This is a genomic window from Nitrosospira multiformis (genome assembly GCF_900110185.1).
Lineage (GTDB): Bacteria > Pseudomonadota > Gammaproteobacteria > Burkholderiales > Nitrosomonadaceae > Nitrosospira > Nitrosospira multiformis_A.
Window position 1 is genome coordinate 198,966 of record NZ_FOCT01000002.1, and the last position, 22,074, is coordinate 221,039.

Annotated in this window: 21 protein-coding genes; 16 read left to right on the forward strand and 5 right to left on the reverse strand. The window is 53.5% G+C overall.

Annotation, left to right across the window (positions count from 1 at the left end; all coding sequences use genetic code 11):
* Positions 1 to 63: 63 nt before the first annotated feature.
* Complete coding sequence (locus BMY01_RS03175) at positions 64 to 444, forward strand: hypothetical protein (protein ID WP_254772582.1); 381 nt, start codon at positions 64 to 66, stop codon at positions 442 to 444.
* Positions 426 to 1,817 carry a c-type cytochrome gene (locus BMY01_RS03180; RefSeq protein ID WP_074744228.1) on the forward strand — a complete coding sequence of 464 codons (1,392 nt, stop codon included), beginning with the start codon at positions 426 to 428 and terminating at the stop codon, positions 1,815 to 1,817. Before BMY01_RS03175 ends, BMY01_RS03180 begins: the two co-directional genes overlap by 19 nt.
* A 58-nt stretch (positions 1,818 to 1,875) precedes the next feature.
* On the opposite strand, the gene BMY01_RS03185 is transcribed toward BMY01_RS03180, so the two are convergent.
* Positions 1,876 to 2,700: a cytochrome c oxidase assembly protein gene (locus BMY01_RS03185; protein ID WP_074744230.1), complete on the reverse strand. Its 825-nt coding sequence runs from the start codon at positions 2,698 to 2,700 to the stop codon at positions 1,876 to 1,878.
* A gap of 34 nt (positions 2,701 to 2,734) precedes the next feature.
* The gene (locus BMY01_RS03190) at positions 2,735 to 3,433 is read right to left on the reverse strand and encodes an SCO family protein (RefSeq protein WP_254772583.1); all 699 of its coding nucleotides are present in this window, start codon (positions 3,431 to 3,433) and stop codon (positions 2,735 to 2,737) included.
* 237 nt (positions 3,434 to 3,670) lie between these two features.
* On the opposite strand from BMY01_RS03190, the gene BMY01_RS03195 reads away from it, so the two are divergent.
* The 3 genes from BMY01_RS03195 (at position 3,671) to BMY01_RS03205 (ending at position 7,118) form a co-directional block, all read left to right on the forward strand.
* Positions 3,671 to 5,203, forward strand: a complete 1,533-nt coding sequence (locus BMY01_RS03195; protein ID WP_074744232.1) for a 2-isopropylmalate synthase — start codon at positions 3,671 to 3,673, stop codon at positions 5,201 to 5,203.
* Between the two features lie 107 nt (positions 5,204 to 5,310).
* Complete coding sequence (locus tag BMY01_RS03200; protein WP_254772584.1) at positions 5,311 to 6,549, forward strand: YihY family inner membrane protein; 1,239 nt, start codon at positions 5,311 to 5,313, stop codon at positions 6,547 to 6,549.
* A gap of 26 nt (positions 6,550 to 6,575) precedes the next feature.
* Positions 6,576 to 7,118: a TlpA family protein disulfide reductase gene (locus BMY01_RS03205; protein WP_074744234.1), complete on the forward strand. Its 543-nt coding sequence runs from the start codon at positions 6,576 to 6,578 to the stop codon at positions 7,116 to 7,118.
* 127 nt (positions 7,119 to 7,245) lie between these two features.
* Here the strand turns inward: BMY01_RS03205 and BMY01_RS03210 are convergent, their stop codons facing one another.
* Entirely contained in the window at positions 7,246 to 8,955 is a 1,710-nt protein-coding gene (locus tag BMY01_RS03210; RefSeq protein ID WP_074744236.1) for a proline--tRNA ligase, read from the reverse strand.
* A gap of 202 nt (positions 8,956 to 9,157) precedes the next feature.
* Between BMY01_RS03210 and BMY01_RS03215 the strand changes: the two genes are divergently transcribed.
* The 10 genes from BMY01_RS03215 to BMY01_RS03260 all read left to right on the forward strand — a co-directional run bounded on the left by BMY01_RS03215 (position 9,158) and on the right by BMY01_RS03260 (position 18,458).
* On the forward strand, positions 9,158 to 9,721 hold the full coding sequence (locus tag BMY01_RS03215) for an RNA pyrophosphohydrolase (protein ID WP_011379811.1): 564 nt from the start codon (positions 9,158 to 9,160) through the stop codon (positions 9,719 to 9,721).
* 263 nt (positions 9,722 to 9,984) lie between these two features.
* Complete coding sequence (locus tag BMY01_RS03220) at positions 9,985 to 10,992, forward strand: cytochrome-c peroxidase (RefSeq protein ID WP_074744238.1); 1,008 nt, start codon at positions 9,985 to 9,987, stop codon at positions 10,990 to 10,992.
* Between the two features lie 257 nt (positions 10,993 to 11,249).
* The gene (gene hfq, locus BMY01_RS03225; protein WP_011379809.1) at positions 11,250 to 11,495 is read left to right on the forward strand and encodes an RNA chaperone Hfq; all 246 of its coding nucleotides are present in this window, start codon (positions 11,250 to 11,252) and stop codon (positions 11,493 to 11,495) included.
* Positions 11,488 to 12,672, forward strand: coding sequence for a GTPase HflX (gene hflX / locus BMY01_RS03230; RefSeq protein WP_074744240.1), 1,185 nt, complete (start codon positions 11,488 to 11,490; stop codon positions 12,670 to 12,672). The genes hfq and hflX overlap by 8 nt, the downstream gene beginning before the upstream one ends.
* A 104-nt stretch (positions 12,673 to 12,776) precedes the next feature.
* Positions 12,777 to 13,976: an FtsH protease activity modulator HflK gene (gene hflK / locus BMY01_RS03235; protein WP_074744242.1), complete on the forward strand. Its 1,200-nt coding sequence runs from the start codon at positions 12,777 to 12,779 to the stop codon at positions 13,974 to 13,976.
* A gap of 18 nt (positions 13,977 to 13,994) precedes the next feature.
* Positions 13,995 to 14,855 (forward strand): protease modulator HflC, encoded by an 861-nt coding sequence (gene hflC / locus BMY01_RS03240; protein ID WP_439331394.1) that lies wholly within the window; start codon positions 13,995 to 13,997, stop codon positions 14,853 to 14,855.
* Positions 14,856 to 15,056: 201 nt separating this feature from the next.
* Complete coding sequence (locus BMY01_RS03245; RefSeq protein WP_439331393.1) at positions 15,057 to 15,290, forward strand: DUF2065 domain-containing protein; 234 nt, start codon at positions 15,057 to 15,059, stop codon at positions 15,288 to 15,290.
* 60 nt (positions 15,291 to 15,350) lie between these two features.
* Positions 15,351 to 16,526 carry an ATP phosphoribosyltransferase regulatory subunit gene (locus BMY01_RS03250; protein ID WP_074744564.1) on the forward strand — a complete coding sequence of 392 codons (1,176 nt, stop codon included), beginning with the start codon at positions 15,351 to 15,353 and terminating at the stop codon, positions 16,524 to 16,526.
* 88 nt (positions 16,527 to 16,614) lie between these two features.
* Entirely contained in the window at positions 16,615 to 17,922 is a 1,308-nt protein-coding gene (locus tag BMY01_RS03255; RefSeq protein ID WP_074744246.1) for an adenylosuccinate synthase, read from the forward strand.
* A gap of 101 nt (positions 17,923 to 18,023) precedes the next feature.
* Complete coding sequence (locus BMY01_RS03260; protein WP_074744248.1) at positions 18,024 to 18,458, forward strand: GNAT family N-acetyltransferase; 435 nt, start codon at positions 18,024 to 18,026, stop codon at positions 18,456 to 18,458.
* A gap of 99 nt (positions 18,459 to 18,557) precedes the next feature.
* On the opposite strand, the gene BMY01_RS03265 is transcribed toward BMY01_RS03260, so the two are convergent.
* The gene (locus BMY01_RS03265) at positions 18,558 to 19,913 is read right to left on the reverse strand and encodes a porin (protein WP_074744250.1); all 1,356 of its coding nucleotides are present in this window, start codon (positions 19,911 to 19,913) and stop codon (positions 18,558 to 18,560) included.
* A gap of 284 nt (positions 19,914 to 20,197) precedes the next feature.
* Between BMY01_RS03265 and BMY01_RS03270 the strand changes: the two genes are divergently transcribed.
* Positions 20,198 to 20,635 (forward strand): hypothetical protein, encoded by a 438-nt coding sequence (locus BMY01_RS03270; RefSeq protein ID WP_074744252.1) that lies wholly within the window; start codon positions 20,198 to 20,200, stop codon positions 20,633 to 20,635.
* A gap of 81 nt (positions 20,636 to 20,716) precedes the next feature.
* Here BMY01_RS03270 and BMY01_RS03275 read toward each other — a convergent pair whose 3' ends face one another.
* Positions 20,717 to 22,045 (reverse strand): porin, encoded by a 1,329-nt coding sequence (locus BMY01_RS03275; protein ID WP_074744254.1) that lies wholly within the window; start codon positions 22,043 to 22,045, stop codon positions 20,717 to 20,719.
* Positions 22,046 to 22,074 lie beyond the last annotated feature (29 nt).

Consider the following 22,074-nt stretch of genomic DNA (forward strand, 5'->3'; position numbering starts at 1 on the left):
GATGCAAGACAAACTGTTTCCACAGAACATCACTTCCTTCATTCCCCGCAAAGGATTAGGACATTGCTTGCGCTCTTCGGCGCACCCGGAGCCTGGGTAATGCAAATGGCGTTGACCCCGCCGATTGCCGCCTATGCCTGCTATCCGCATCAGTTTCCGCTCCCTGCCCCACTTTGGCCCGGATTGACGGCAATACTGGCAACAATAGGCTTTGTCTGCCTGGCCGGCGCTCTATTTTCCGGCTATATCGCTCTTGCCTCCTGGCGGAGCCTCGCCCGCTACTCGAAAGACGCGTCGAATAAACAACTTCCCGTTCAGAAAGATGAAGGGCAGGCGCGATTTCTGGCGATGCTGGGGATGATGTCGAGCTTTGTGTTTATCGTTGCGATCCTGTTCAATACTTTCGCCGTGCTTTCGATCCGATCATGCAGCGCCTGGATCTGAAGCACATGAAGCCGCACATGGCGGTTTTCGATTGGATCATCCGGAAGGGCAAAGAAACTGGAATTCTTCTGAGTGCTGCCCTGCTTGCCATGGGTGCAATCGTGGCGGACACCCCGGTTTCCATTGCGACTGCCGCTGCCGGTCATGCCGCAGATGCTGGCAGGGAGGGTGAGAGCACATTCGATGCACTGGTTACACGCGGCGCCTATCTCGCCACTATCGCAGACTGCACCGGATGTCACACGGCAGGAGTCGCTCACCCCGCTTTTGGGGGTGGGTTGGCGATCAATTCACCCTTCGGTACCATTTATTCGACCAATATTACGCCTGATCCAGAAACTGGCATCGGCCGCTACAGCTATGAGGATTTCAGCCGCGCCGTGCGCGGCGGCATCAGGAAGGACGGCAAATGGTTGTACCCGGCCATGCCTTACCCGTCATTCACGGCAATGTCGGACAACGATGTGCGCGCGTTATATGCCTACTTCATGCACGGGGTGAAACCGGTCCGGCACACGCCCTCGCAGACTCACCTCCCATTCCCCTTCAATCAGCGCTGGACCCTCAAGTTCTGGGATCTTGCCTTCGTGGAACACAAACGGTTCGAACCCCGTACTGATCGGGGTGAAAAGTGGAACCGCGGTGCGTACCTGGTGCAGGCGCTCGGTCACTGCGGGGCCTGTCATACTCCGCGCGGTTTGGCCTATCAGGAAAAAGCCTATTCGGAAACCTCATCCGACTATTTGACCGGTGCGATGATAGATAACTGGTTTGCTCCGGAATTGACCGGAAATACCGCATCGGGCCTGGGCAGATGGACGGAAGAAGAGATTACCGGGTTTCTCAAGACAGGCCATAGTGGCCATACCGTTGCATTTGGCAGTATGGTCACTGTCATTGAAAACAGCACCCAGTACTTGCGTCAGAAGGACCTCGATGCGATCGCCCATTACCTCAAGTCGCTTCCTGCCAACGGAGAAAAGTCATCGTATAACCCTCGTAGAACACCCGCTGTCGTTCCTGTCGGAATGAGCCGGTTCGAGAAACCCGGCGCGGGAATATATAGTGGCTTCTGCGCCAAATGTCATCGGAGTGAGGGAAGTGGCAAGCCGCCAAAGTTTCCTCCCCTATCTGGAAGTTCGATCGTGCTTTCGGAGAATGCCTCTTCCCTGATCCGGCTCATGCTGGAAGGAGGAAAAGGCCCGTGGACAAAGACGGGACCGAAACCGGAGAAAATGCCAGGCTATGCCGAAAGATTTACCGACCGGGAAATCGCTGAAGTGCTCACGTTCATCCGTAACAGCTGGGGCAACAAGGCTCCGCCTGTGACCACTCGCGATGTATATCTGATGCGTGAAGCCCTGAACGAATAATTGCAAAAGATTTTGTTTCTACCCGTCCGGAAACGGGAAAGAAGAGGAAAGCAGAGGTTCATGCCACTTTCTCTCCATGTTTCGGATATTCTGCAAGCATCAATTCCCTCAGGATGACAACCAGAATCCCGACCGCGCTCATCATCGCACCGTGTATCCACAGAATGATGCCTCCGATCTGCTGATCCGCAAGGGCGTTGATACCGCCAATAGCACGTCCGCAAATGGTGTAGATCGGATACAACTCGTGAGAAGTAAAGAAAATGAGGGCGCCGATGACGATTTGAGGCGGAATTATGGCAAGCATCATGCCAATGCGAGAGCCGGGGGACAGCTTGACGCCAACCACCGGACCGGGAGTTAAGACCAGTCCCCAGAAAATCAATCCGCTGAGAAACATGCTCCAGTTCATCACACGATAGAGACGCCAATCGATCATCGCCGTAAAATGAATCGAAGGCAGCAACCAGAAGCCGATGAGCGTGCTGAACAGTACGACTGAGACGACTGGATTGCACAAAGCCTGAACGGGATATTGAATGGACTTCCATCCTGCCATCAGATGAAATGCCTGCCTCATCCTTGACGGCATCCCCCGAAGAAGAACCGGGCATGGCCTGCTCAATACAATCAGAAAAGGCCCGAGATGATGCAATGCAAGATGCTGAAGCCGGTGAATGAAAAACTGGTGCTCGGAGTAATAATCGAGCTGAGTGTGAGAAACGAGATATACCAGACTTAATCCACCCCAGAAGCACAATTTGCGATGAAGCGACGGGCGAACCAAGGCGCAGCCTCTCAGAAAGAAAAGAGCGGCGCTACCAGTGGCGGCAACCACCAGAGTAGACTCTTCCCAAGGCACCAGCCAGTAAAACCATTCCATTACAATTGATATCCGTTACTACCCGGAGAAGTTTTTAGGAAGGAAGCAAATCCCGCAAGTCTTCCGCCAAAGTCTCTTCCGAATCGGCGGAGGTTGCCAGCAGGCGGGCGCGGCCTTGTGTGTCAAATATATAAACTGCGTCGCCATGCATGAGGCCGCCATCTCCGCCAGGGGGAAAATGCGGCCGGAACGCGTTGCGGTATCGTTTTGCAAGCGCCCCGATTTCATCTGGAGTACCGGTCAATCCTATCGCCTGCTCAAGATCGAATTGCGTCAGATAGCGGCGCAATTCCCCGGGACCATCCCGCGTCGGGTCCACGGTTACAAAGAGGATATGCGCCCGATCTGCGTCTTCCCCGAGGAGATGCATTACCCGCGTAAGACGCGCCATGGAAATCGGACACTCTTCCCGGCAATGTGTAAATCCAAAATACATGAGCAATACTTTTCCCTCATATGTTTTGGCTGTAACCGGCTGTCCCTCATCGGAGCTGAGGGAAAAACTCAAATCTGGCAAGTGGCCGGTGACCTCCTTTAGATGTCCTTGTTCTGTCGAATTGCATGCGCTCATGGCGAGCGCAATCACAAGACCCGCCGCGAGTTGGTTGTAACCAGAATTCCGGCTTCCGGCAAAGTTCTTACCCACTGAGAAGCCTCGAAAATTATTGAGGAGCTCTTCCTGGAGAGTCAATCGATCAGTTTCAATATCGGTCAGTTTCAATATAGCATTCAATTTCGCTATTGCACGCGTTCCGGAAACCCTTTATATTTGGGACATGCGCCTCGCAAACTTCGTTCAGTCCATTCCATTCTGCCTTCAGCCTCGCCTGCAGCTTCTTGCAAGACCGCTGCTGCGCCTCGCGCGCTAATTACCGATCTCCCTCAAGTCTTTACCAGTTTTTATCGATGGAATCCGTTTCTGGATTCCCTATCAGAGTTCGAGTATTCTTTCTGAAAAACGGAGAAACAATTGAAAGACCATCTCATCATTTTTGATACCACTTTGCGTGACGGCGAGCAAAGTCCGGGTGCCTCCATGACGAGGGAGGAGAAAGTGCGGATCGCTCGACAACTCGAACGAATGCGGGTTGATGTCATTGAAGCGGGTTTTCCAGCTGCCTCGAATGGCGATTTCGAAGCGGTAAAAGCCGTAGCGGCTGCGGTCAAGGGCAGTACCATATGCGGTCTTGCACGCGCAATCGAAGGCGATATCAGGCGTGCAGGCGAAGCACTGCAGGGAGCCAATTCGGCGCGCATCCATACCTTTATCGCCACCTCACCCATTCACATGGAAAAGAAACTGCGGATGTCCCCGGATCAGGTGGTGGAGCAGGCGGTGAAAGCGGTGAAGTGGGCCCGCCAATACACCAATGACGTCGAATTCTCCCCTGAGGATGCAGGGCGCTCTGACATCACCTTTCTTTGCCGCGTGCTCGAAGCGGTCATCGATGCGGGAGCAGGAACTGTGAATATTCCCGATACGGTGGGCTATACCATGCCCCAGCAATTCGGGGAACTCATTCGTACCCTCCGCGAGAGGATTCCCAATTCGGATAAAGTCGTATTCTCGGTGCACTGCCATAATGATCTTGGACTGGCGGTGGCCAATTCGTTATCGGCAGTGATGAACGGAGCGCGCCAGGTCGAATGCACGGTAAACGGACTGGGCGAGCGCGCGGGCAATGCTTCCCTGGAGGAGATCGTCATGGCTGTGCGCACCCGCCAGGATTTCTTTCCTTGTGATACCCGCATCGATGCCGTCCATATTGTGCCCGCAAGCAAGCTGGTTTCGGGCATTACCGGGTTTCCGGTACAGCCGAACAAGGCAATTGTGGGCGCAAATGCATTCGCACACGAATCCGGAATACATCAGGACGGCGTATTGAAACACCGCGAAACATACGAAATCATGCGAGCGGAGGATGTGGGCTGGGGGGCAAACAAATTGCTGCTGGGCAAGCATTCGGGACGCAACGCCTTCCGCAGTCGACTGGCAGAGCTCGGGATCGAGCTGGAATCGGAAGAAATCCTTAATGCCACCTTCATGCGCTTCAAGGAGCTTGCAGACAAGAAGCATGATATTTTCGATGAAGACCTGCATGCCCTGGTGTCCGATGACGCCGCCGCCTTGCAGGAGCATTATAAGCTCCTCTCACTGACAGCGCACAGCGAAACCGGTGAAACTCCCCATGCCAGTATAGTAATCGGTGAAGAAGGCAGGGAATCCCGTGCGGAGTCGGATGGAAGCGGACCGGTCGACGCCACTTTCCGCGCCATCGAAAAGATACTGAACAGCGGCGTGGAACTGCAGCTCTACTCCGTCAATGCGATCACCAGCGGTACCGATTCCCAGGGCGAGGTCACGGTCCGACTGCAGAAGTCGGGCCGTATCGTCAATGGTAATGGCGCTGATACGGACATTGTCGTCGCCTCCGCCAAGGCGTATCTCAGCGCTCTGAACAAGCTGCACAGCAAGCTGGAGCGGGCACACCCGCAAGTGTAGAAATCTTGAAGAACGCGGCAGGACAAACGGGGACTGTCTGTCCTGCCTCCAAAATGGGGCTGCGCGTGGAGCTTTTCTCTCAATCCTCACGACCCGTCGCGAAAGTAATGAAATCCGTACGCCCCGTCGATTTCCTGCACTATGTCCTTGTGCGCTTTTTCCAGCACAACTGCACCCAGATTGCGGGCAGTCTTACCTTCACCACCTTGCTTTCGTTGGTACCGCTGCTCGCGATCGGGTTATCGGTAGTAGCGGCATTTCCCGCATTCGCTGAATTCTCGGACCGGATAAAGGAATTCATTCTCACCACCATGGTGCCGGAAGCAGCGAACAAAGTCATCTCCGTGTATATGCAGCAATTCGCTGACAATGCGGCCAAGCTGACCGCCATCGGCATCGCCTTCCTGGGCGTAACCGCACTTGCGCTCATGCTCACAATAGACGAGGCGCTCAACAGCATCTGGCGAGTATCCCGGCTACGTCCGCTCCTGCATCGCCTCCTGATATATTGGTCCGTTCTGACGATTGGCCCTTTATTCATCGGCGCGAGCCTGTCGCTTACGTCCTGGCTCATGACCGCCTCCATGGGATTTACCCGTGATATCCCGGGTGGGGACATCATGCTTTTGCGGTTGGGCCCGCTCGTGCTGACGAGTATTGCCTTTTCAACTTCCTATCTCATCGTGCCGAATCGCCAGGTAGCATGGCAGCACGCGATAGCGGGTGGGGTGGCTGCGGCGATAGGATTCGAGATAATGAAGGAAGGCTTTGCGTTCTACATCACCTGGTTCCCGACTTATCAGGCAGTATACGGCACCTTTGCGACTATTCCCATTTTCCTGCTGTGGCTTTATCTTTCATGGTTGATGGTGCTGCTCGGAGCAGTTATTGCCGCATCCCTTTCAAGCTGGCGTTTCCGCGAGTGGCGCGATGACCCCAACGCCAGGGGTAAGCAGTTTTTTGATGCATTGCGTTTATTGGGGATACTTGGAGAGGCGCTGAAAGCAGGCAAAGTTGAAACCGCCTCCAGCTTGCAGCAGCAGTTGATGCTAAGTCCCGAAGAAGTAGAGCGGATACTGGAGCTCATGGTGAAAGCCAATTTCGTGCGACAGGTTCAGGGGGGAGGATGGGTTCAAATACTCGATCCCGCCGAGATCCGCATTGCCGATGTCTACCGCCTGTTTGCGTTTCGTCCCGAAGCACTACGGGGTACAGCAGGGGGCGATACCAGGCTGGAACACCTGCTCGATGATATTGCTGTGGGGATCGATGAGAAAATGAGCCTTCCGCTGTCGCAACTTTTTGCTTCCGCGGAACCGGAACCACCCGCAGAAATGTCAGCTTAGCAAAGGTTGGAGGAGTTGTTGGAAAAATGAAACGACGTCATATGAAACGATGCCATTTGAGTATTCTGCTTTACCGGTTCTGTTTATGCGTCATGCTTTCAGCAGTACCGGTTGCACAAACCTATGGTTTTACCTTTACCGATCATACCGGAAAGAAACTGTCCCTTTCCGATTTCAAGGGGAAATGGGTGCTGGTAAATTTCTGGGCCACATGGTGTCCCCCATGTCTGAAGGAAATTCCTGATCTTGTCTCCCTCTACGAAAGTCGGAAAAAAGACATAATGGTGATCGGCGTGGCGATGGATTATCGCAACCCGGACGTTGTGCTCAAGCATGCGAAACGACTTTCAGTGACCTACCCGATCGTGTTGGGCGACCAGGAACTGGCACGCCAAGTCGGCCCGGTATCCATGCTGCCGACTACCTATGTTTTCGATCCCGAAGGCAAGCCGGCAGTTTATAAAATCGGGATCGTGTCCCGCGAAGCGTTGGAAGAATTCATGCGTGAGAATTCGAACAAGATTCCGAATTCCCAGCCTGCTGGAAAAGCGCAGCAAAAAGGACGTTAGAGGACGTTAGCGGTTGAGTCTCTGCGAGGGCAATGATTCCTCAGCCTTGTTCTCCTCGGAGCAGCCTACAGCCTACAGTCGGGCTATTGAGCGCCAATCAGGTCGGCAAACTGAGAAGGTTCTGTCATCAACCCCCGGCTAATTTTGATTTTATAAAATCTGCAATCTCAGGAAGCGGAACGACCACGGACTTTTCCTCGCGCCGCCCCCGGTACTCGGCATTTCCTTCCTTCAAGCCTCGCTCGCCGACGACAACCCGGTGAGGAATACCGATCAGTTCCATATCGGCGAACATGACACCGGGACGGTCATCCCGGTCGTCGAGCAGAACTTCGATGCCGGCGCTGGAAAGCGCCGCGTATAGTTTCTCCGCCTCAGCCCTCACTTCTGCATTCTTCTTCAACCCGATCGGAATGATGACTACCTGGAATGGCGCCATTGCCGCGGGAAATATAATGCCGCGTTCATCATGGTTCTGCTCGATGGCGGCTGCCACAATACGTGAAACCCCGATCCCGTAGCAGCCCATTTCCATGGGGCGCGCTTGCCCGGATTCATCGAGATAATTGGCTTTCATCGCTTCCGAATACTTTGTGAGCAATTGGAAAATATGGCCGACTTCTATGCCGCGGCAGATCTCCAGCTTGCCCTTTCCGTCCGGCGACAAATCACCGGAAACCACGTTGCGAATATCGAAAATATGATCCGGCTCTTGCAGATCACGCCCGAAATTGACGTTGACGAGGTGATAATCCTCTTCGTTGGCGCCACACACGAAATTACTCATGGCCGCTACGGTACGGTCTGCGATAACCGGAAGAGACAATCCGGTTGGGCCGATAAACCCGGGAAGACAACCTGTTTCAGTGCGAATTTCTTCCTCGCTGGCAAGCCGGAAATCGGAAAGAAAAGGAATCTTTCGAGCTTTTGTCTCGTTGAGATGGTGATCGCCACGCAGCAGCAAAAGATGCATTCCGCCATTGGCCATGACCGCCAGCGTTTTTACCGTCTGCTCGATGGATACATCGAGAAAGGCGGCAACCTCTTCGCATGTCTTTTGCGCGATTGTTCGCACTTTCCGCATCTCGCCCCCCGCCGGCTCCCGCAGTACTGCTGGTGGCAGCGACTCGGCCATTTCAACGTTCGCTGCGTAATCGGAATCGGGACAAAAAGCGATGGCGTCTTCGCCGGAATCGGCCAGGACATGAAATTCGTGCGAACTGCTGCCACCAATCGCACCTGTATCGGCCTTGACCGGGCGGAACCTCAGCCCCAGGCGATCGAATATCCGGCAATAGGTCACATGCATCGCCTGATAGGTCTCTTCCAGGCTATGGATATCGGTGTGGAACGAATAGGCATCTTTCATCACGAACTCGCGCGCGCGCATGACGCCGAAGCGGGGGCGAACCTCGTCGCGAAATTTGGTTTGTATCTGATAAAAATTGAGAGGTAACTGCCGGTAACTCTTGATTTCACGCCGTGCAATATCCGTAATGACCTCTTCATGGGTTGGACCAAAACAGAAATCGCGCTCGTGTCTGTCTTTGATTTTCAGCATCTGGGGACCAAAGACCTCCCATCGCCCTGTTTCCCGCCATAGCTCCGCAGGCTGCACAGCCGGCATCAGCAGTTCCAGTGCGCCCGCGGCATCCATTTCCTCCCGCACGATGTTTTCAACTTTGCGCAGAACCTTCAAGCCGAGCGGCATCCACGTGTAGAGACCGCTTCCCAGGCGCCGGATGAGACCAGCCCTCAGCATCAGCTTGTGACTGATCAATTCCGCTTCGGCGGGCGCTTCCTTGAGTGTCGAAATAAAAAAACCTGATGCTCGCATATTCTGTCCATAACAAGTCCAATTTCCGATTTTACTCTGAAAAGCAGCGCAGGTTGGCTATGAGGAATCTGAAAAGCAAAGTGTTCAAACAATAATGCAGTTGCCACTCCTCCCGATGCCGCCCAACCAGCGACAGCTTTCAATCCGGCACGAAATGTGGAAAAATCTAATCCTATCGTGAAGGATCAAACGGGTGAATCATATGATCGACCGTAATGGATATCGCTCAAATGTAGGAATCATTCTACTCAATTCGAAGAACGAGGTTTTTTGGGGCAAACGCATCAGACAGGATTCCTGGCAATTTCCTCAGGGAGGTATCAAGCCCGGCGAAAGTCCGGAACAAGCAATGTATCGTGAATTGACTGAAGAAGTAGGCTTGCGACCCTGGCACGTGCAAATCCTCGGCCGCACACGCGACTGGCTCCGATACGATGTACCTGCCCAATGGATTAAACGCGACTGGCGGGGAAATTACCGGGGGCAGAAACAGATCTGGTATCTGCTGCGCCTGCTAGGAAGTGATTGCGACGTTTCGCTCCACACCAGCGGACGTCCTGAATTTGACGCATGGCGGTGGAATCAGTACTGGGTAGAGTTGGAGTCGGTAGTCGAGTTTAAACGCCAGGTTTACCGCCAGGCACTCACGGAACTGGCACGTCTGCTGAATCGCCCACCTGTTCCCTTCGGGTACAGCGGATATGAAAAATACGACTATTCCGCCAGCGGGCCGCTTACAGGCAGCACCGCCAAGCAGTCTGAATAAGCAATCGCATTGCAAAAGCGCGCTCGTTACATGTACCACCGCCACAGGTGCCGCTGCCGCCGCAACGGGAACTGATGCGTATCAGACAGCTGACAGCAAAGCTGCTAGTTGCCACACACTGCCTTTAATATTGATATTGCGGCTATCGGATATACTCGCGAACAGTTGTGTTCATCCCCAGCTGGCGGATAGCCCTGCCCTCAGTTTTCCGATGTAGGCGTAACCGGCTGCGCCACTACAGCCGAGCTTTTTAGGAGATTAAGATGATATTGCGGGCATTAATAACGTCGCTGCTAGCTGTTGGAACGATTGCCGCTCCGCCTGCCCTGGCCGCTGCCGGTGCCACCGACGAACCCATAAAACCGATCGAGGCAGCCAAGCCCAAGAATGAAAACAAGGTGGAACTGGGCAAAATGCTTTTTTTCGATCCCCGTCTTTCCAAATCCGGCTTCATCTCGTGCAACTCCTGTCATAACCTGAGTATGGGTGGATCCGACAATCTCCCATCATCCATTGGCCACAAATGGCATCAGGGTCCGATCAATTCGCCCACAGTACTGAATTCCAGCCTGAGTCTGGCCCAATTCTGGGACGGTCGCGCCAAGGACCTGAAAGATCAGGCAGGCGGTCCCATTGCCAATCCGGGGGAAATGGCATTCAGTCACGAATTGGCAGTGGGTGTCCTGCAATCCATTCCCCAGTACAGGGCGCGCTTCAAGCAGATATACAGTTCGGACAAGGTCGATATAGGCATGGTAACGGACGCGATCGCTGCCTTCGAAGAAACACTGGTAACGCCGGATTCCCGTTTCGACAAATGGCTCAAAGGCGACAAGAACGCCATCAACAAGACGGAACTCGAAGGGTACAAACTGTTCAAGGACGCGGGCTGCACGGGTTGCCACAACGGAGCGGCCGTAGGCGGGGCATCGTTCCAGAAAATGGGCGTACTTGAACCCTATAAAACCCAGAGCAAGGCTGAAGGCCGTTTTGCCGTAACCGGCAAAGAGGAGGATCGCCTGTTCTTCAAAGTGCCTACATTGCGAAACGTGGAACTGACCTATCCCTATTTCCATGACGGGGCCGCGGCAACCCTGGAAGACGCGGTAAATACCATGGGCCGGATACAATTGGGACGTAATTTCACCAAGGACGAAAATGCCAAAATCGTGGCGTTCCTGAAGACGTTGAGCGGCAAGCAACCCCATCTCACCTTGCCTATTCTCCCTCCCTCGGGCAAGGATACACCCAGACCTCATCCGTTCGATTGATCAGCGGGAGGTTCTGTTCATCGGCAGAGAAAACAAGGCTTGCACTCTATCCGGGCTGTATGGCAGCGCCGGATGGAGTGCAGCAATGGCATACCTGATAGTTGGCGGAATATTTATATTGGAAATAGGCGCAAACTGACCTATAACTCTTTATACCTGCCCGATTCGACCTTCAGTCGACCTCAGCGGGAATATGGATTTACGCTTCAAAATCAAGTAGAGTTTATTTTTTGAATAATTAAAACACGGAGTCACGTATGAGCGCTAAAGGGCAATTGTTACAAGACCCGTTTCTGAATACCTTGCGGAAGGAACATATTCCGGTTTCGATTTATCTGGTAAACGGAATCAAACTGCAGGGACACATCGATTCATTCGATCAGTATGTAGTGCTGTTGAAGAATACCGTCACCCAGATGGTCTACAAGCACGCAATTTCTACGGTAGTCCCCGCAAGAGCTGTCAACATTCCATTTGAGGCGCCCCCTATATCTGATGCTTGATTCCTCTAGTGGGAACGCGCCCGACACTCACGCCGCTGTTGATTCTGCTGTTCTGGTAAGTCTCGATCTAAATGACAGCGACTCTGCAGAAAATCTCGAAGAATTACGGCAACTGGCCGTCAGTGATCGCCTTGCAATTTCCGCTGTAGTGCTGGGGAAACGGCTTCGCCCGGATCCTGCGACTTTCGCAGGTAGCGGGAAAGTTGACGAAATAATGGGCGCAGTGGAGCAGACCGGCGCTTCGCTGGTTATTTTCAATCATGATCTTTCGCCTGCCCAGCAGCGTAACCTGGAGCAGCGACTCAGGCGGCGGGTCATTGATCGCACGAGCCTTATCCTGGACATTTTCGCACAGCGCGCAAAGAGTCACGAAGGCAAGTTGCAGGTGGAACTTGCCCAGCTCGAGCATCTGGCCACGCGGCTGGTGCGGGGCTGGACACACCTGGAGCGCCAGAAGGGCGGTATCGGTCTGCGCGGCCCTGGTGAAACACAGCTGGAAACCGATCGCCGCCTGCTCGGAAAACGTGTCAAGGTGCTGAAAGAAAAGCTCGCTAAATTCGAGCGCCAAAGAGCCCTGCAACGGCGCGCCAGGCAACGTGCGCAAGTGATGTCGGTTTCGTTGGTTGGTTATACCAATGCCGGCAAATCCACTCTTTTCAACAGACTCACTCGCGCTCACACCTATGTTGCTGACCAGTTGTTTGCAACCCTCGATGCCACCACCCGCAAGTTGTTTATTGCGGGTCGCGGGCCGCTCGTACTTTCCGACACGGTGGGCTTCATCCGGGACCTGCCGCACACGCTGGTGGCAGCATTCCGGGCGACACTGGAAGAAACGGTGCAAGCGGATTTGTTGCTCCACGTCGTGGATGCCAGCAGCTCCAATCGCAGCGAACAGATTGATGAAGTCAACAAGGTGCTGAAGGAAATCGGTGCTGACCGCATTCCACAAATACTGATTCTGAACAAGGCAGATCTGATCGATTTGCCGGCAAGCTCTCCGGGTTACCAGCGGGACGAGTATGGTAGAATCGTACAAGTTCGATTGAGCGCCAAAACCGGTGAAGGGCTGGAATTTATTAATCTGGCATTATCCGAAGCACTCGGGGAGCGCGCGGCTTTACGAGAGCCCGATAATCAGTCGAAAGCCCGGGATATAACGAGCGGGTATCACTGAATGTCGAATAATGCAGGAATTTTTGCTTTCCACAAATCTGGTTCGGGTTTTTTCACGGTAGAGTTTGATGGGCTGCTCCATTAAACAAAAAAATAGGAATCATCATGGGATTAAATGATCCTCAGTGGGGAAGAAAAAAAGGCAATTCCGGTCCGCCCGATCTGGATCAGTTGTGGCGAAATTTTAACAAGAAGCTCAACAACCTGTTGAAGCGCAAGGGTGGAGGAAGGCACGACAGTTCAGGAGGTGGTGAAGGCGGTCCTCCGGCCGGTCCCAAAAAATACAGCGGCGGCGTCGGACTGCTTGCCGGATTGCTTCTGCTGTTGTGGATAGGAAGCGGATTTTATATCGTCAACGAGGGCCAGCGCGGGATCGTGTTGCGATTCGGAAAATATGTGGAGAGTACGCAGGCAGGCTTGCGCTGGCATCTGCCCTACCCTATCGAGGTCGTTGAACCCGTTAACGTAAGCCAGGTGCGGACTGTTGAAATCGGCTATCGTAACAATGTCCGGAGCAAGGTGCTGAAGGAGTCGCTCATGTTGACCGACGACGAGAACATCATTGATATCCAGTTCGCCGTGCAATACATCCTGAAAAATCCGGAGGAGTTCCTGTTCACCAATCGTGACCCCGAAAATGCCGTGCTACAAGCAGCGGAAACCGCAATACGGGAAATCATCGGAAAGAGCAAGATGGACTTCGTGCTCTATGAAGGGCGTGAACAGGTGGCGGCAAAAGCCACAGAGCTGATGCAGGACATCCTTGACCGCTACAAGATCGGCATCGCCATCAGCAAGGTGACGATGCAGAATGCCCAACCGCCCGAACAGGTACAGGCTGCGTTCGATGATGCCGTCAAAGCCGGACAGGATAGGGAACGGCAGAAAAACGAAGGCCAGGCCTATGCGAATGATGTGATTCCGAAGGCCAAAGGTAATGCGGCCCGCCTCCTCGAAGAGGCTGAGGGGTACAAGCAACGGGTGATTGCGAGTTCCGAAGGTGAGGCGAGCCGCTTCAAGCAGGTTCTCGTTGAATACAGCAAGGCACCGGGTGTGACACGTGACCGGCTTTATCTGGATATGATGGAACAGGTGCTTTCCAACACCAGCAAAATTATCGTGGACCAGAAAAATGGCAATAACCTGCTTTATCTGCCGTTGGACAAGCTGATCCAGATGAGCGGACCTTCTTCCTCGTCTGGCACAATGCCGGAGGCACAGCCTGCGTCGCCGCCGGAACCTACGGCAGACGCCGCTACCCGCACCCGGGAAGCATTTCGTGGCCGCGAACGGGAGACAAGATAAGTGAAAAACTATACCCCAATGTTATTGGTTGTCCTTATCATCCTGTTTCTTGTGGCAAGCTCGTCACTGTATATAGTTGACCAGCGGCAGCAGGCGATTCTGTTCCAGTTGGGTGAAGTGGTGGATGTAAAGACATCTCCGGGTCTTTATTTCAAAATCCCGCTGGCGCAGAACGTGCGCTACTTTGACTCGCGCATTCTGACGCTGGATACGGCCGAGCCGGAACGCTTCATAACGTCCGAAAAAAAGAACGTTCTGGTGGATCTGTTCGTGAAGTGGCGTATCGTGGACGTCAAGCAATACTATGTCAGCGTGCGTGGGGACGAGATGCTCGCCCAGACGCGTCTGTCGCAAACGGTCAATTCCAGCTTGCGTGATGAATTCGGTAATCGGACAGTACATGACGTCGTGTCCGGCGAGCGCGACAAAATCATGGAAATCATGCGGCAAAAGGCCGATGCGGATGCGCGTAAAATCGGAGTGGAAGTCGTGGACGTTCGTTTAAAGAGAGTAGACCTGCCGCAGGAAGTAAGTGAATCGGTCTATCGTAGAATGGAAGCTGAGCGGAAACGTGTGGCGAATGAACTGCGCTCGACCGGCGCCGCGGAATCTGAGAAGATTCGCGCAGATGCGGATCGCCAGCGCGAGGTCATTCTTGCCGAAGCCTACCGGAAAGCCCAGGAAATAAAGGGTGAAGGCGATGCGAAAGCGGCGAGTATTTATGCCAGCGCCTACGAGTCGAATCCGGAATTCTATTCCTTTTATCGCAGCCTCGACGCCTACACGGAAATCTTAAAAAACAAGAGCGATATCATGGTACTGGAACCGACCTCCGAGTTTTTCAAGTATATGAGGAATTCGGGGCGAGGAGGGAAATAGATGTGTCGGTAGATACCTCATTCGGATGAAGCAGCCGTCTGGGAATACGGCTGGCTGCTTCGGGGCTACCGACAGTAACTCCATGGGGTCGAATATCGCTCCTTGCTTTTCCAGTCTTTTTTCCTCGCTGTAAATGATCCCACATAGAGCGGCAACTCCTGGCAATTTCTCCAGCAAATTTCTGGGCATACACCGGCTTCGATGCCGGCTGATGCGGTAAGCCGTCCGGTCTGTTCGGGTTATTCCAATATGTGGGACACTCTGTTAATGGCCTTTGCATTGATGCTGGTGCTTGAAGGACTGCTCCCCTTTCTGATGCCTGGTGCATGGCGTGAGGCTTTCAGAAAACTGACGGAAGCCGGCGACAACCAGATACGTTTTATCGGCTTGACCTCCATGCTGGTCGGGTTGCTCCTGCTCTATCTTGTGAAATAATTCTTTCCATACCCTCCATACCCGCCTTTATCCTGTCTTGATCACGACCCCGACATGAATATGAGTGCATGGGCTCTTCCCGAATACATTGAGGACATTCTCCCCGCCGAAGCGCTGAAGATAGAAATGATGCGCCGGCGTGTATTGGACTGGTTGTTCGTGAATGGCTACGAACTCGTGGGCCCCCCGTTGCTGGAATATGTGGAATCGCTTCTCACTGGCAGCGGGGGGCAAATGAATTTGCGCGTGCTTAAGGTGGTGGATCAACTGAGCGGCCGCATGATGGGTTTGCGCGCCGACATGACGCCACAGGTAGCTCGCATCGATGCACACCTTCTGAACCGGAAGGGCATCACCCGACTTTGTTATGCGGGCAGCGTGCTGCACGCACGTCCATCGGGCCTGACCCGCACCCGGGAGCCCTTGCAGATCGGCGCGGAACTTTACGGTCATCAGGGACTTGAAAGCGATCTGGAAATCCAGCGTCTGATGCTGCAATCTCTCGCAATCGCCGGTGTGGGAAACATACACCTGGATCTTGGCCATGTCGCGGTATTTCGTGGCTTGATCAGAAGTACAGGTATTTCCCCCGACCTGGAAATGGAATTGTCCGGAGCCTTGCAGGGGAAGGATAAGGCAGCATTGAAAGAGCTCTGCGCCGGACTGAAAAAACAGGTGGATGCCTCGGTGCGGGAGGCGCTCCTGCTGCTACCCGAGCTCTACGGGGACGAGAATGTGTTGATGCTGGCGCGCAGCGCCCTCCCGCCCTACCCCGAAATCACGAAGGCGCTGGACGAACTCGAAATGGTAGCGGGCGAACTGAGCCCGCTCGTGGATACATTGGCATTCGATCTTGCCGACTTGCGCGGATATCACTACCACAGCGGCATGGTCTTCGCCGCATATACCGACAATTGTCCCAATGCAATCGCAGTGGGTGGACGCTACGACGAGGTCGGAAAGGCATTCGGGAGAGCGCGACCCGCAACAGGTTTCAGCATGGATCTGCGCGAGTTATCCGGTTTGATGTCCTCGGACTCTTGTCCCAGAGGAATTCTGGCCCCTTTCATAAAGGAGGACAGAGTGCTGGAAAAGAAAATCGAACAGCTTCGTAACGAAGGCCAGATTGTGATAGTTGCCCTGCCGGGTCATGAAAATGACGTCGGCTCCTTCAATTGCGATAAAAAACTCGTATCGGAAAACGGTGTGTGGTCGATAGTGGATGCACTCATCTGAATGTCAGTCATTAGCCAGCTTTAGGAAGGAAAGTCTTCCTCCCTTTACCTTTCAAACATTACAGAGGTTTAAACGTTAAAGAAGCGATATGAGTAAAAATGTAGTTGTCATAGGAACCCAGTGGGGTGATGAGGGCAAGGGCAAGATTGTGGACTGGCTTACGGATCAGGCACAGGGAGTGGTGCGCTTCCAGGGAGGACACAACGCGGGTCATACACTTGTCATTGGTGGCAAGCAGACCGTGCTACACCTTATTCCTTCCGGAATTCTCCGTAAGGACGTCGCCTGCTATATTGGTAATGGCGTGGTTGTGTCGCCGCAGGCGCTTCTGGATGAAGTCGGTATGCTGGAGCGCGCGGGCATCGATGTGCTTAACCGGCTTCGTATCAGCGAGGCTTGTCCTCTCATTCTACCTTGTCATGTGGCCCTGGATAACGCGCGGGAGATGGCCAGAGGATTGGGTAAAATCGGCACGACCGGACGGGGTATTGGGCCGGCATACGAGGACAAGGTGGCGCGGCGCGCCATTCGTTTGCAGGATCTGTTTCATCGTGACCGCTTTGCGGCAAAGCTGGGCGAGATACTGGATTATCACAATTTCGTGTTGAAGAACTATTTCCAATCGCCAGTCGTCGATTTTCAGCAAATCATGGACGAGACGCTCTCACTGGTGGAACGCATCCGCCCGATGGTTGCCGATGTGCCGCGGCTTTTATTCGAAGCCAACAGGGCGGGCGCGAATCTTCTGTTTGAGGGGGCGCAAGGAGCGCTGCTCGACATTGATCATGGCACTTACCCGTTTGTTACGTCCAGCAATTGCATTGCCGGCGCCGCGACAACAGGAAGTGGAATCGGCCCCCAGATGTTGCATTATGTGCTGGGAATCACCAAAGCCTATACCACGCGCGTGGGAGCGGGCCCTTTTCCAACCGAACTGGATGATGAGGTCGGCAGGCATCTCGCCAAGCGTGGCAATGAATTTGGGGCAACCACGGGACGTCCGCGGCGCTGTGGCTGGTTCGATGCCGCCGCCCTGAAACGTTCCATCCAGATTAATGGCGTCTCCGGATTGTGTGTCACCAAGCTCGATGTGATGGATGGGGTTGAAACCCTGCGACTGGGCGTGGGCTATAAACTGACGGGAAAGGGAGAAGAAGAAATATTCAGTGGCATCATGCCGGTAGGTGCGGAGGAACTTGCCTCCTGCGAACCGATTTACGAGGAAATGCCCGGATGGAGCGGGAGTACCGTGGGTATCCGCAATTTCGAACAACTGCCAATGGCTGCGCGCAATTATCTCAAGCGTATGGAAGAAGTGTGTGAGGTATCGATAGACATGATATCGACCGGACCGGATCGGGAAGAAACGATTGTATTGCGACATCCTTTCGAGTAGCTGGAAAGCCTGTCGCCCGATAGGCAGAGAGGCAGAGGCAGACGGTGCAGGAACAGAAATCTCCGCCACACCCGCAGATTACCAGGACCAGTCGAACCAATATGAGTCTCTACATAGTACGTGCGGCAAGCTGGCAGGAAGACGCTCTGGCACTACGAGCAGTACGAGAGGCGGTTTTTATCAGGGAACAAGGAGTACCTGCGGAACTCGAATGGGACGAGTTCGACGGCGTTTGCTTGCATCTGCTGGCGATGAATCCTTCAGGAAATCCGATAGGTACGGCAAGGTTGCTACCGGATGCTTCGATCGGACGCATGGCCGTGTTGAGGGATTGGCGTTGCAAAGGAGTGGGTAGCGCACTCATGGATCGGTTGCTGAAGGAAGCGGAAAACCGGCAGCTTCCTTCAGTTACCTTGAACGCGCAGACACACGCAACCGGGTTTTATAGCAAGTTTGGTTTTCAGCAGGCGGGACCGGAATTCCTGGATGCCGGAATTCCTCACGTGAAAATGATGTTGCAATTTCGGCCGCGCTAACGATAGAAGCGCCCTGAAACGCTAACCTGTCCCGTTCTCCTCCTTTTCGACGTTACAGATTAGACCCTGTAGCGGGCGGAGAAAATGGAAATCAGGAAATCAAAACGGAACCATAAAATCAAGGGATAAAACCACTTGATCTTTATGCCCACCGAAGGGCCGATAATCGATGCCATGTAGTCCGTCGGCGGCATCGTAGCGAACGTTTGGACGAATATTGAACTGCTGCAACGGCTTCCAGTCGAGCTTCAGTCTCTTGGCCGCCCTCCAGTTCATGCCTACCGTAACTGCATAATAATCAGCCGGACTGCTGGTACTATTGCCAAGCTGATTGCGTCCAAGCGCATAACTGAATCCCCGATTGTCGGTGGCGGCAGCCACCCGTCCCGGTGAAAATACACGGAACCCGTCCCGGTCGCGGAACCACTCGGCCCGCACTCCGATCGTCAATTCCGGCATGAGGTCGTAATACAGATGGGTGTTGATGCCGTACCATTCGGCATCCTTGATCACGTTACTATAAAAGACATTATTCAGGAAAACATTTCCCGCGAAACCGTGGTCGTGTTGCAGCACAAAATGAGTCTTGTCGGTGAATTTATGCTTCAGCACGATGCTGTACAACATCCATGGTTCATCGCTGCGTGTCGAGGTTGCGCTGTAGGTTCCGCTGATATTGGCCGACGTGCCCATATCCTCGCTGGTCCAGGTAATGCCCGCAATCCCCCCCCAATTGCCCAACTGCTTGTCGAACCCGCCGTCCCAGCCGCCGGTGGCGCTACCTGTGGTAACGCCCCCCATGAACGTCCAGTTTTGCGTGATCTTATAGTTGCCCAGCGCCCCGGTATGCGTGAATGGCTCTCCATACTGCATGGTATAGGCATGAGTGTAAAAGAAATTGTCGGGCGCCGGTACCGACTCGTAGCCGATCGGAGTGTAAAAATGGCCTACCTTGACGTTCAATCCGTTCCCAACGGGAACATAGGCTTCGGCAAAAGCCTGCGGAAACGCAATCCCATAATATCGGGTTGAAGCGCAGCACACATCAAGATCCCAATTGCTTCTGTTTAAAGGCTGGCCTGTATTCACGTCGAATGCGGGAACGCCATAAGCCTGGGTAAAAATTGCATCCGTTCCGAACATGAAATCGATACGTCCCCCGAAATCCCAGGTGCTGCCCTCGGCTACCACGGGGCGTTGCACATAAATATTGAACTGGTTTAACTGAAATCGGTTGGAGCGGTCGGCAAATGTTACTGGACCATTGAAACCGGTGAGCTGGCTAGGATTGAAAGTCGCCCCGCCGTTGATCCAGCCGCCGAGTCTGATGCCATTGTCGTTGAACCATTCCAACGCGGTATTGGCGTAAGCGCTGGCGGGATTCTCGAGAGTTGTAAACAGGCTGACCGCAGAGGCGAAGATCATTCCTCTTCTGCGTTTCGGTAGGCGTTTCATGATTGGCTCCCCTTGGCAAAACACTACCACGAAAATTGTTATTCTATTTGCAACGTAACATGAGATAAATAAAGAAAGTGTTATATTATTGTTAAGTATTTGTGAAGTTATCCTGCTCACTCACAAAGAGATGGAGAATGAACGAAAGCGATGGAAGCGGCAGGCAGGAGCAGGTACTTATAACATTGGACGCTTGACAAAGTATCGGCAATTCAGTATTTTCAAGATTGGGTGTTTGTTCTCGCTCTGATGAGTACGTAATTAGCACTTAAAAAGAGGTACCCATGAATAAAAGAACTTTTTTTTATGGCTTATCCCTGAGTTTAGTAGCCGCTTGCGCGCAGTTAAGCCCTCATGAAGCGGTTCAGAACACGAACGCACGCCGCGTCGTTCAGAACGCGCGAATGCGCGGCGATCACGATGCCTTGAGCGAGTATTTTGAGGATGCAGCGCGAAAAATGCAGGCAAAGGCCGAGGAAGAGAAAAAGTTGCTGGACCACTACGAGGAAAAAAGCTATCTATATGGAAGGCGTGCCCAGGACCTGAAGGCTCATACTGCAGCTTTATTGCGTAAATATATGAAAAAAGCGGAAGAAAACATGATGCAGGCCGCTTTTCACCGGAAAGTGGCTCGAGAGCAGGCCCAGTCCGATCTCCACCCACGCCCGCTGCACGCAGTCCAAAGACATGGGGATGGACAGGATACCGGGCTCGTAGAATAACAGGCTGCGAGGCTATTTCCTATTGTCCAACCCTTACTTCCCTCCGCGATAAGCCAGTTTTTTCCAAAGCGCCCCCTCGCATCAGAAGGGAATTATCGCATCGAGGGAAAATATGATCTGATCCTTCTTGTTGTTGAAAGGCCGGATCGAATGGTCAATGCCGTCAGCACGGTCATAGCGGATATTTGGACGAATGTTCAGTTTTTGCATCGGCTTCCAGCCCAGCCGCAACCTTTTCGAGGGCTTCCAGTTCATCCCGAAGGTGATTTCATAGTAGTCCGCAGGCGCCGCGATCACGGCGGATGGGTCGCCTGCAAAACTGGTTCCGGTATGGTCGAGCGCAGCTACCACGCGAAAGGGCGAAGAGACGCGAAAACCGTCCCGGTCGCGGAACCATTCACCGCGAATGCCCACCGAAAGGTCTTCCAACAGGTCATAATAGAGGTGAGTATTGATGCCATACCATTCGACATTCTTTGGCATCCCTCCCAGCAAAACACCGCCGGCATAGCCGTGAACGTGGTGTAGAACCAGATGGGTTTTCGGTGTGATCCTGTGTTGCAGCACAATGTTGTACATTCCCCATGGTCTGTTGCTGCGGGTGGACGTCGCACTGTAGCTCCCCGTGATGTTGGCCGAAGTCCTTTTGTCGTCGCTGACCCAGGTAATACCGCCCAACCCTCCCCAGTTTCCCAGCTCTCTGTCAAATCCGCCATCCCAACCGCCGGTTGCGCTGCCGGTGACGACGCCACCCATTACCGACCAATTCCCGTTGACGGTATAGTTCCCTACGGCACCCGTGTGGGTGAATGGCTCCCCATTGTTAAAGGTATAGGCGTGAGTGTAAAAAAAATTGTCGGGTGCAGGAACGGTTTCATATCCTGTCGGCGAATAAAAATGACCTGCCTTGATGTTCAAGCCATTACCCAACGGTATGTAGGCTTCGAGATACGCTTGCGGTAGCGCGATGCCGTACGTCCGTGTCGATGAACAGCATATATTCAGATCCCAGTGGCCCCTATTCAAGACTTGACCGGTATTCACGTCGAATGGCGGAACACCGAAAGCCTGGGTATAGATCGCATCCGTGCCGAACATGAAATCGACACGCCCCCCGAGATCAAAAGCCTTGCCTTCCGTAACCACCGTGCGCTGGAGATATAGATTGAACTGATTCAACTGAAACCGGTTTGCGCGGTCGGCGAAGGTAACGGGGCCGTTGTATCCGTTGACGGGATTGCTGGGGTTATAGGTTGCCCCTGCATTGATCCACCCTCCCGCCCTTACACCGTTCTCCTTCAACCACCCTGCTATATCAACCGCCTGAACAATGCTGTTGCTCATGAAGATCAATAAAAAACAACCTACTCCGTACGGAATCCGGCTGCTGCGCTTTCGCATGCATTTCATTCTGAATTTTTCCTTAGCTCCCGGACACG

Bases quoted from the DNA above. Each gene is read 5' to 3' on its own strand.
- BMY01_RS03260 (WP_074744248.1), top strand. From the start codon at position 18,024: ATGAGTCTCTACATAGTACGTGCGGCAAGCTGGCAGGAAGACGCTCTG.
- hflK (WP_074744242.1), top strand. From the start codon at position 12,777: ATGGGATTAAATGATCCTCAGTGGGGAAGAAAAAAAGGCAATTCCGGT.
- BMY01_RS03180 (WP_074744228.1), top strand. From the start codon at position 426: ATGCAGCGCCTGGATCTGAAGCACATGAAGCCGCACATGGCGGTTTTC.
- BMY01_RS03220 (WP_074744238.1), top strand. From the start codon at position 9,985: ATGATATTGCGGGCATTAATAACGTCGCTGCTAGCTGTTGGAACGATT.
- BMY01_RS03255 (WP_074744246.1), top strand. From the start codon at position 16,615: ATGAGTAAAAATGTAGTTGTCATAGGAACCCAGTGGGGTGATGAGGGC.
- hflX (WP_074744240.1), top strand. From the start codon at position 11,488: ATGCTTGATTCCTCTAGTGGGAACGCGCCCGACACTCACGCCGCTGTT.
- hflC (WP_439331394.1), top strand. From the start codon at position 13,995: ATGTTATTGGTTGTCCTTATCATCCTGTTTCTTGTGGCAAGCTCGTCA.
- BMY01_RS03265 (WP_074744250.1), bottom strand. From the start codon at position 19,913: ATGAAACGCCTACCGAAACGCAGAAGAGGAATGATCTTCGCCTCTGCG.
- BMY01_RS03210 (WP_074744236.1), bottom strand. From the start codon at position 8,955: ATGCGAGCATCAGGTTTTTTTATTTCGACACTCAAGGAAGCGCCCGCC.
- BMY01_RS03245 (WP_439331393.1), top strand. From the start codon at position 15,057: ATGCCGGCTGATGCGGTAAGCCGTCCGGTCTGTTCGGGTTATTCCAAT.
- hfq (WP_011379809.1), top strand. From the start codon at position 11,250: ATGAGCGCTAAAGGGCAATTGTTACAAGACCCGTTTCTGAATACCTTG.
- BMY01_RS03250 (WP_074744564.1), top strand. From the start codon at position 15,351: ATGAGTGCATGGGCTCTTCCCGAATACATTGAGGACATTCTCCCCGCC.
- BMY01_RS03215 (WP_011379811.1), top strand. From the start codon at position 9,158: ATGATCGACCGTAATGGATATCGCTCAAATGTAGGAATCATTCTACTC.
- BMY01_RS03185 (WP_074744230.1), bottom strand. From the start codon at position 2,700: ATGGAATGGTTTTACTGGCTGGTGCCTTGGGAAGAGTCTACTCTGGTG.
- BMY01_RS03200 (WP_254772584.1), top strand. From the start codon at position 5,311: ATGAAATCCGTACGCCCCGTCGATTTCCTGCACTATGTCCTTGTGCGC.
- BMY01_RS03205 (WP_074744234.1), top strand. From the start codon at position 6,576: ATGAAACGACGTCATATGAAACGATGCCATTTGAGTATTCTGCTTTAC.
- BMY01_RS03270 (WP_074744252.1), top strand. From the start codon at position 20,198: ATGAATAAAAGAACTTTTTTTTATGGCTTATCCCTGAGTTTAGTAGCC.
- BMY01_RS03275 (WP_074744254.1), bottom strand. From the start codon at position 22,045: ATGAAATGCATGCGAAAGCGCAGCAGCCGGATTCCGTACGGAGTAGGT.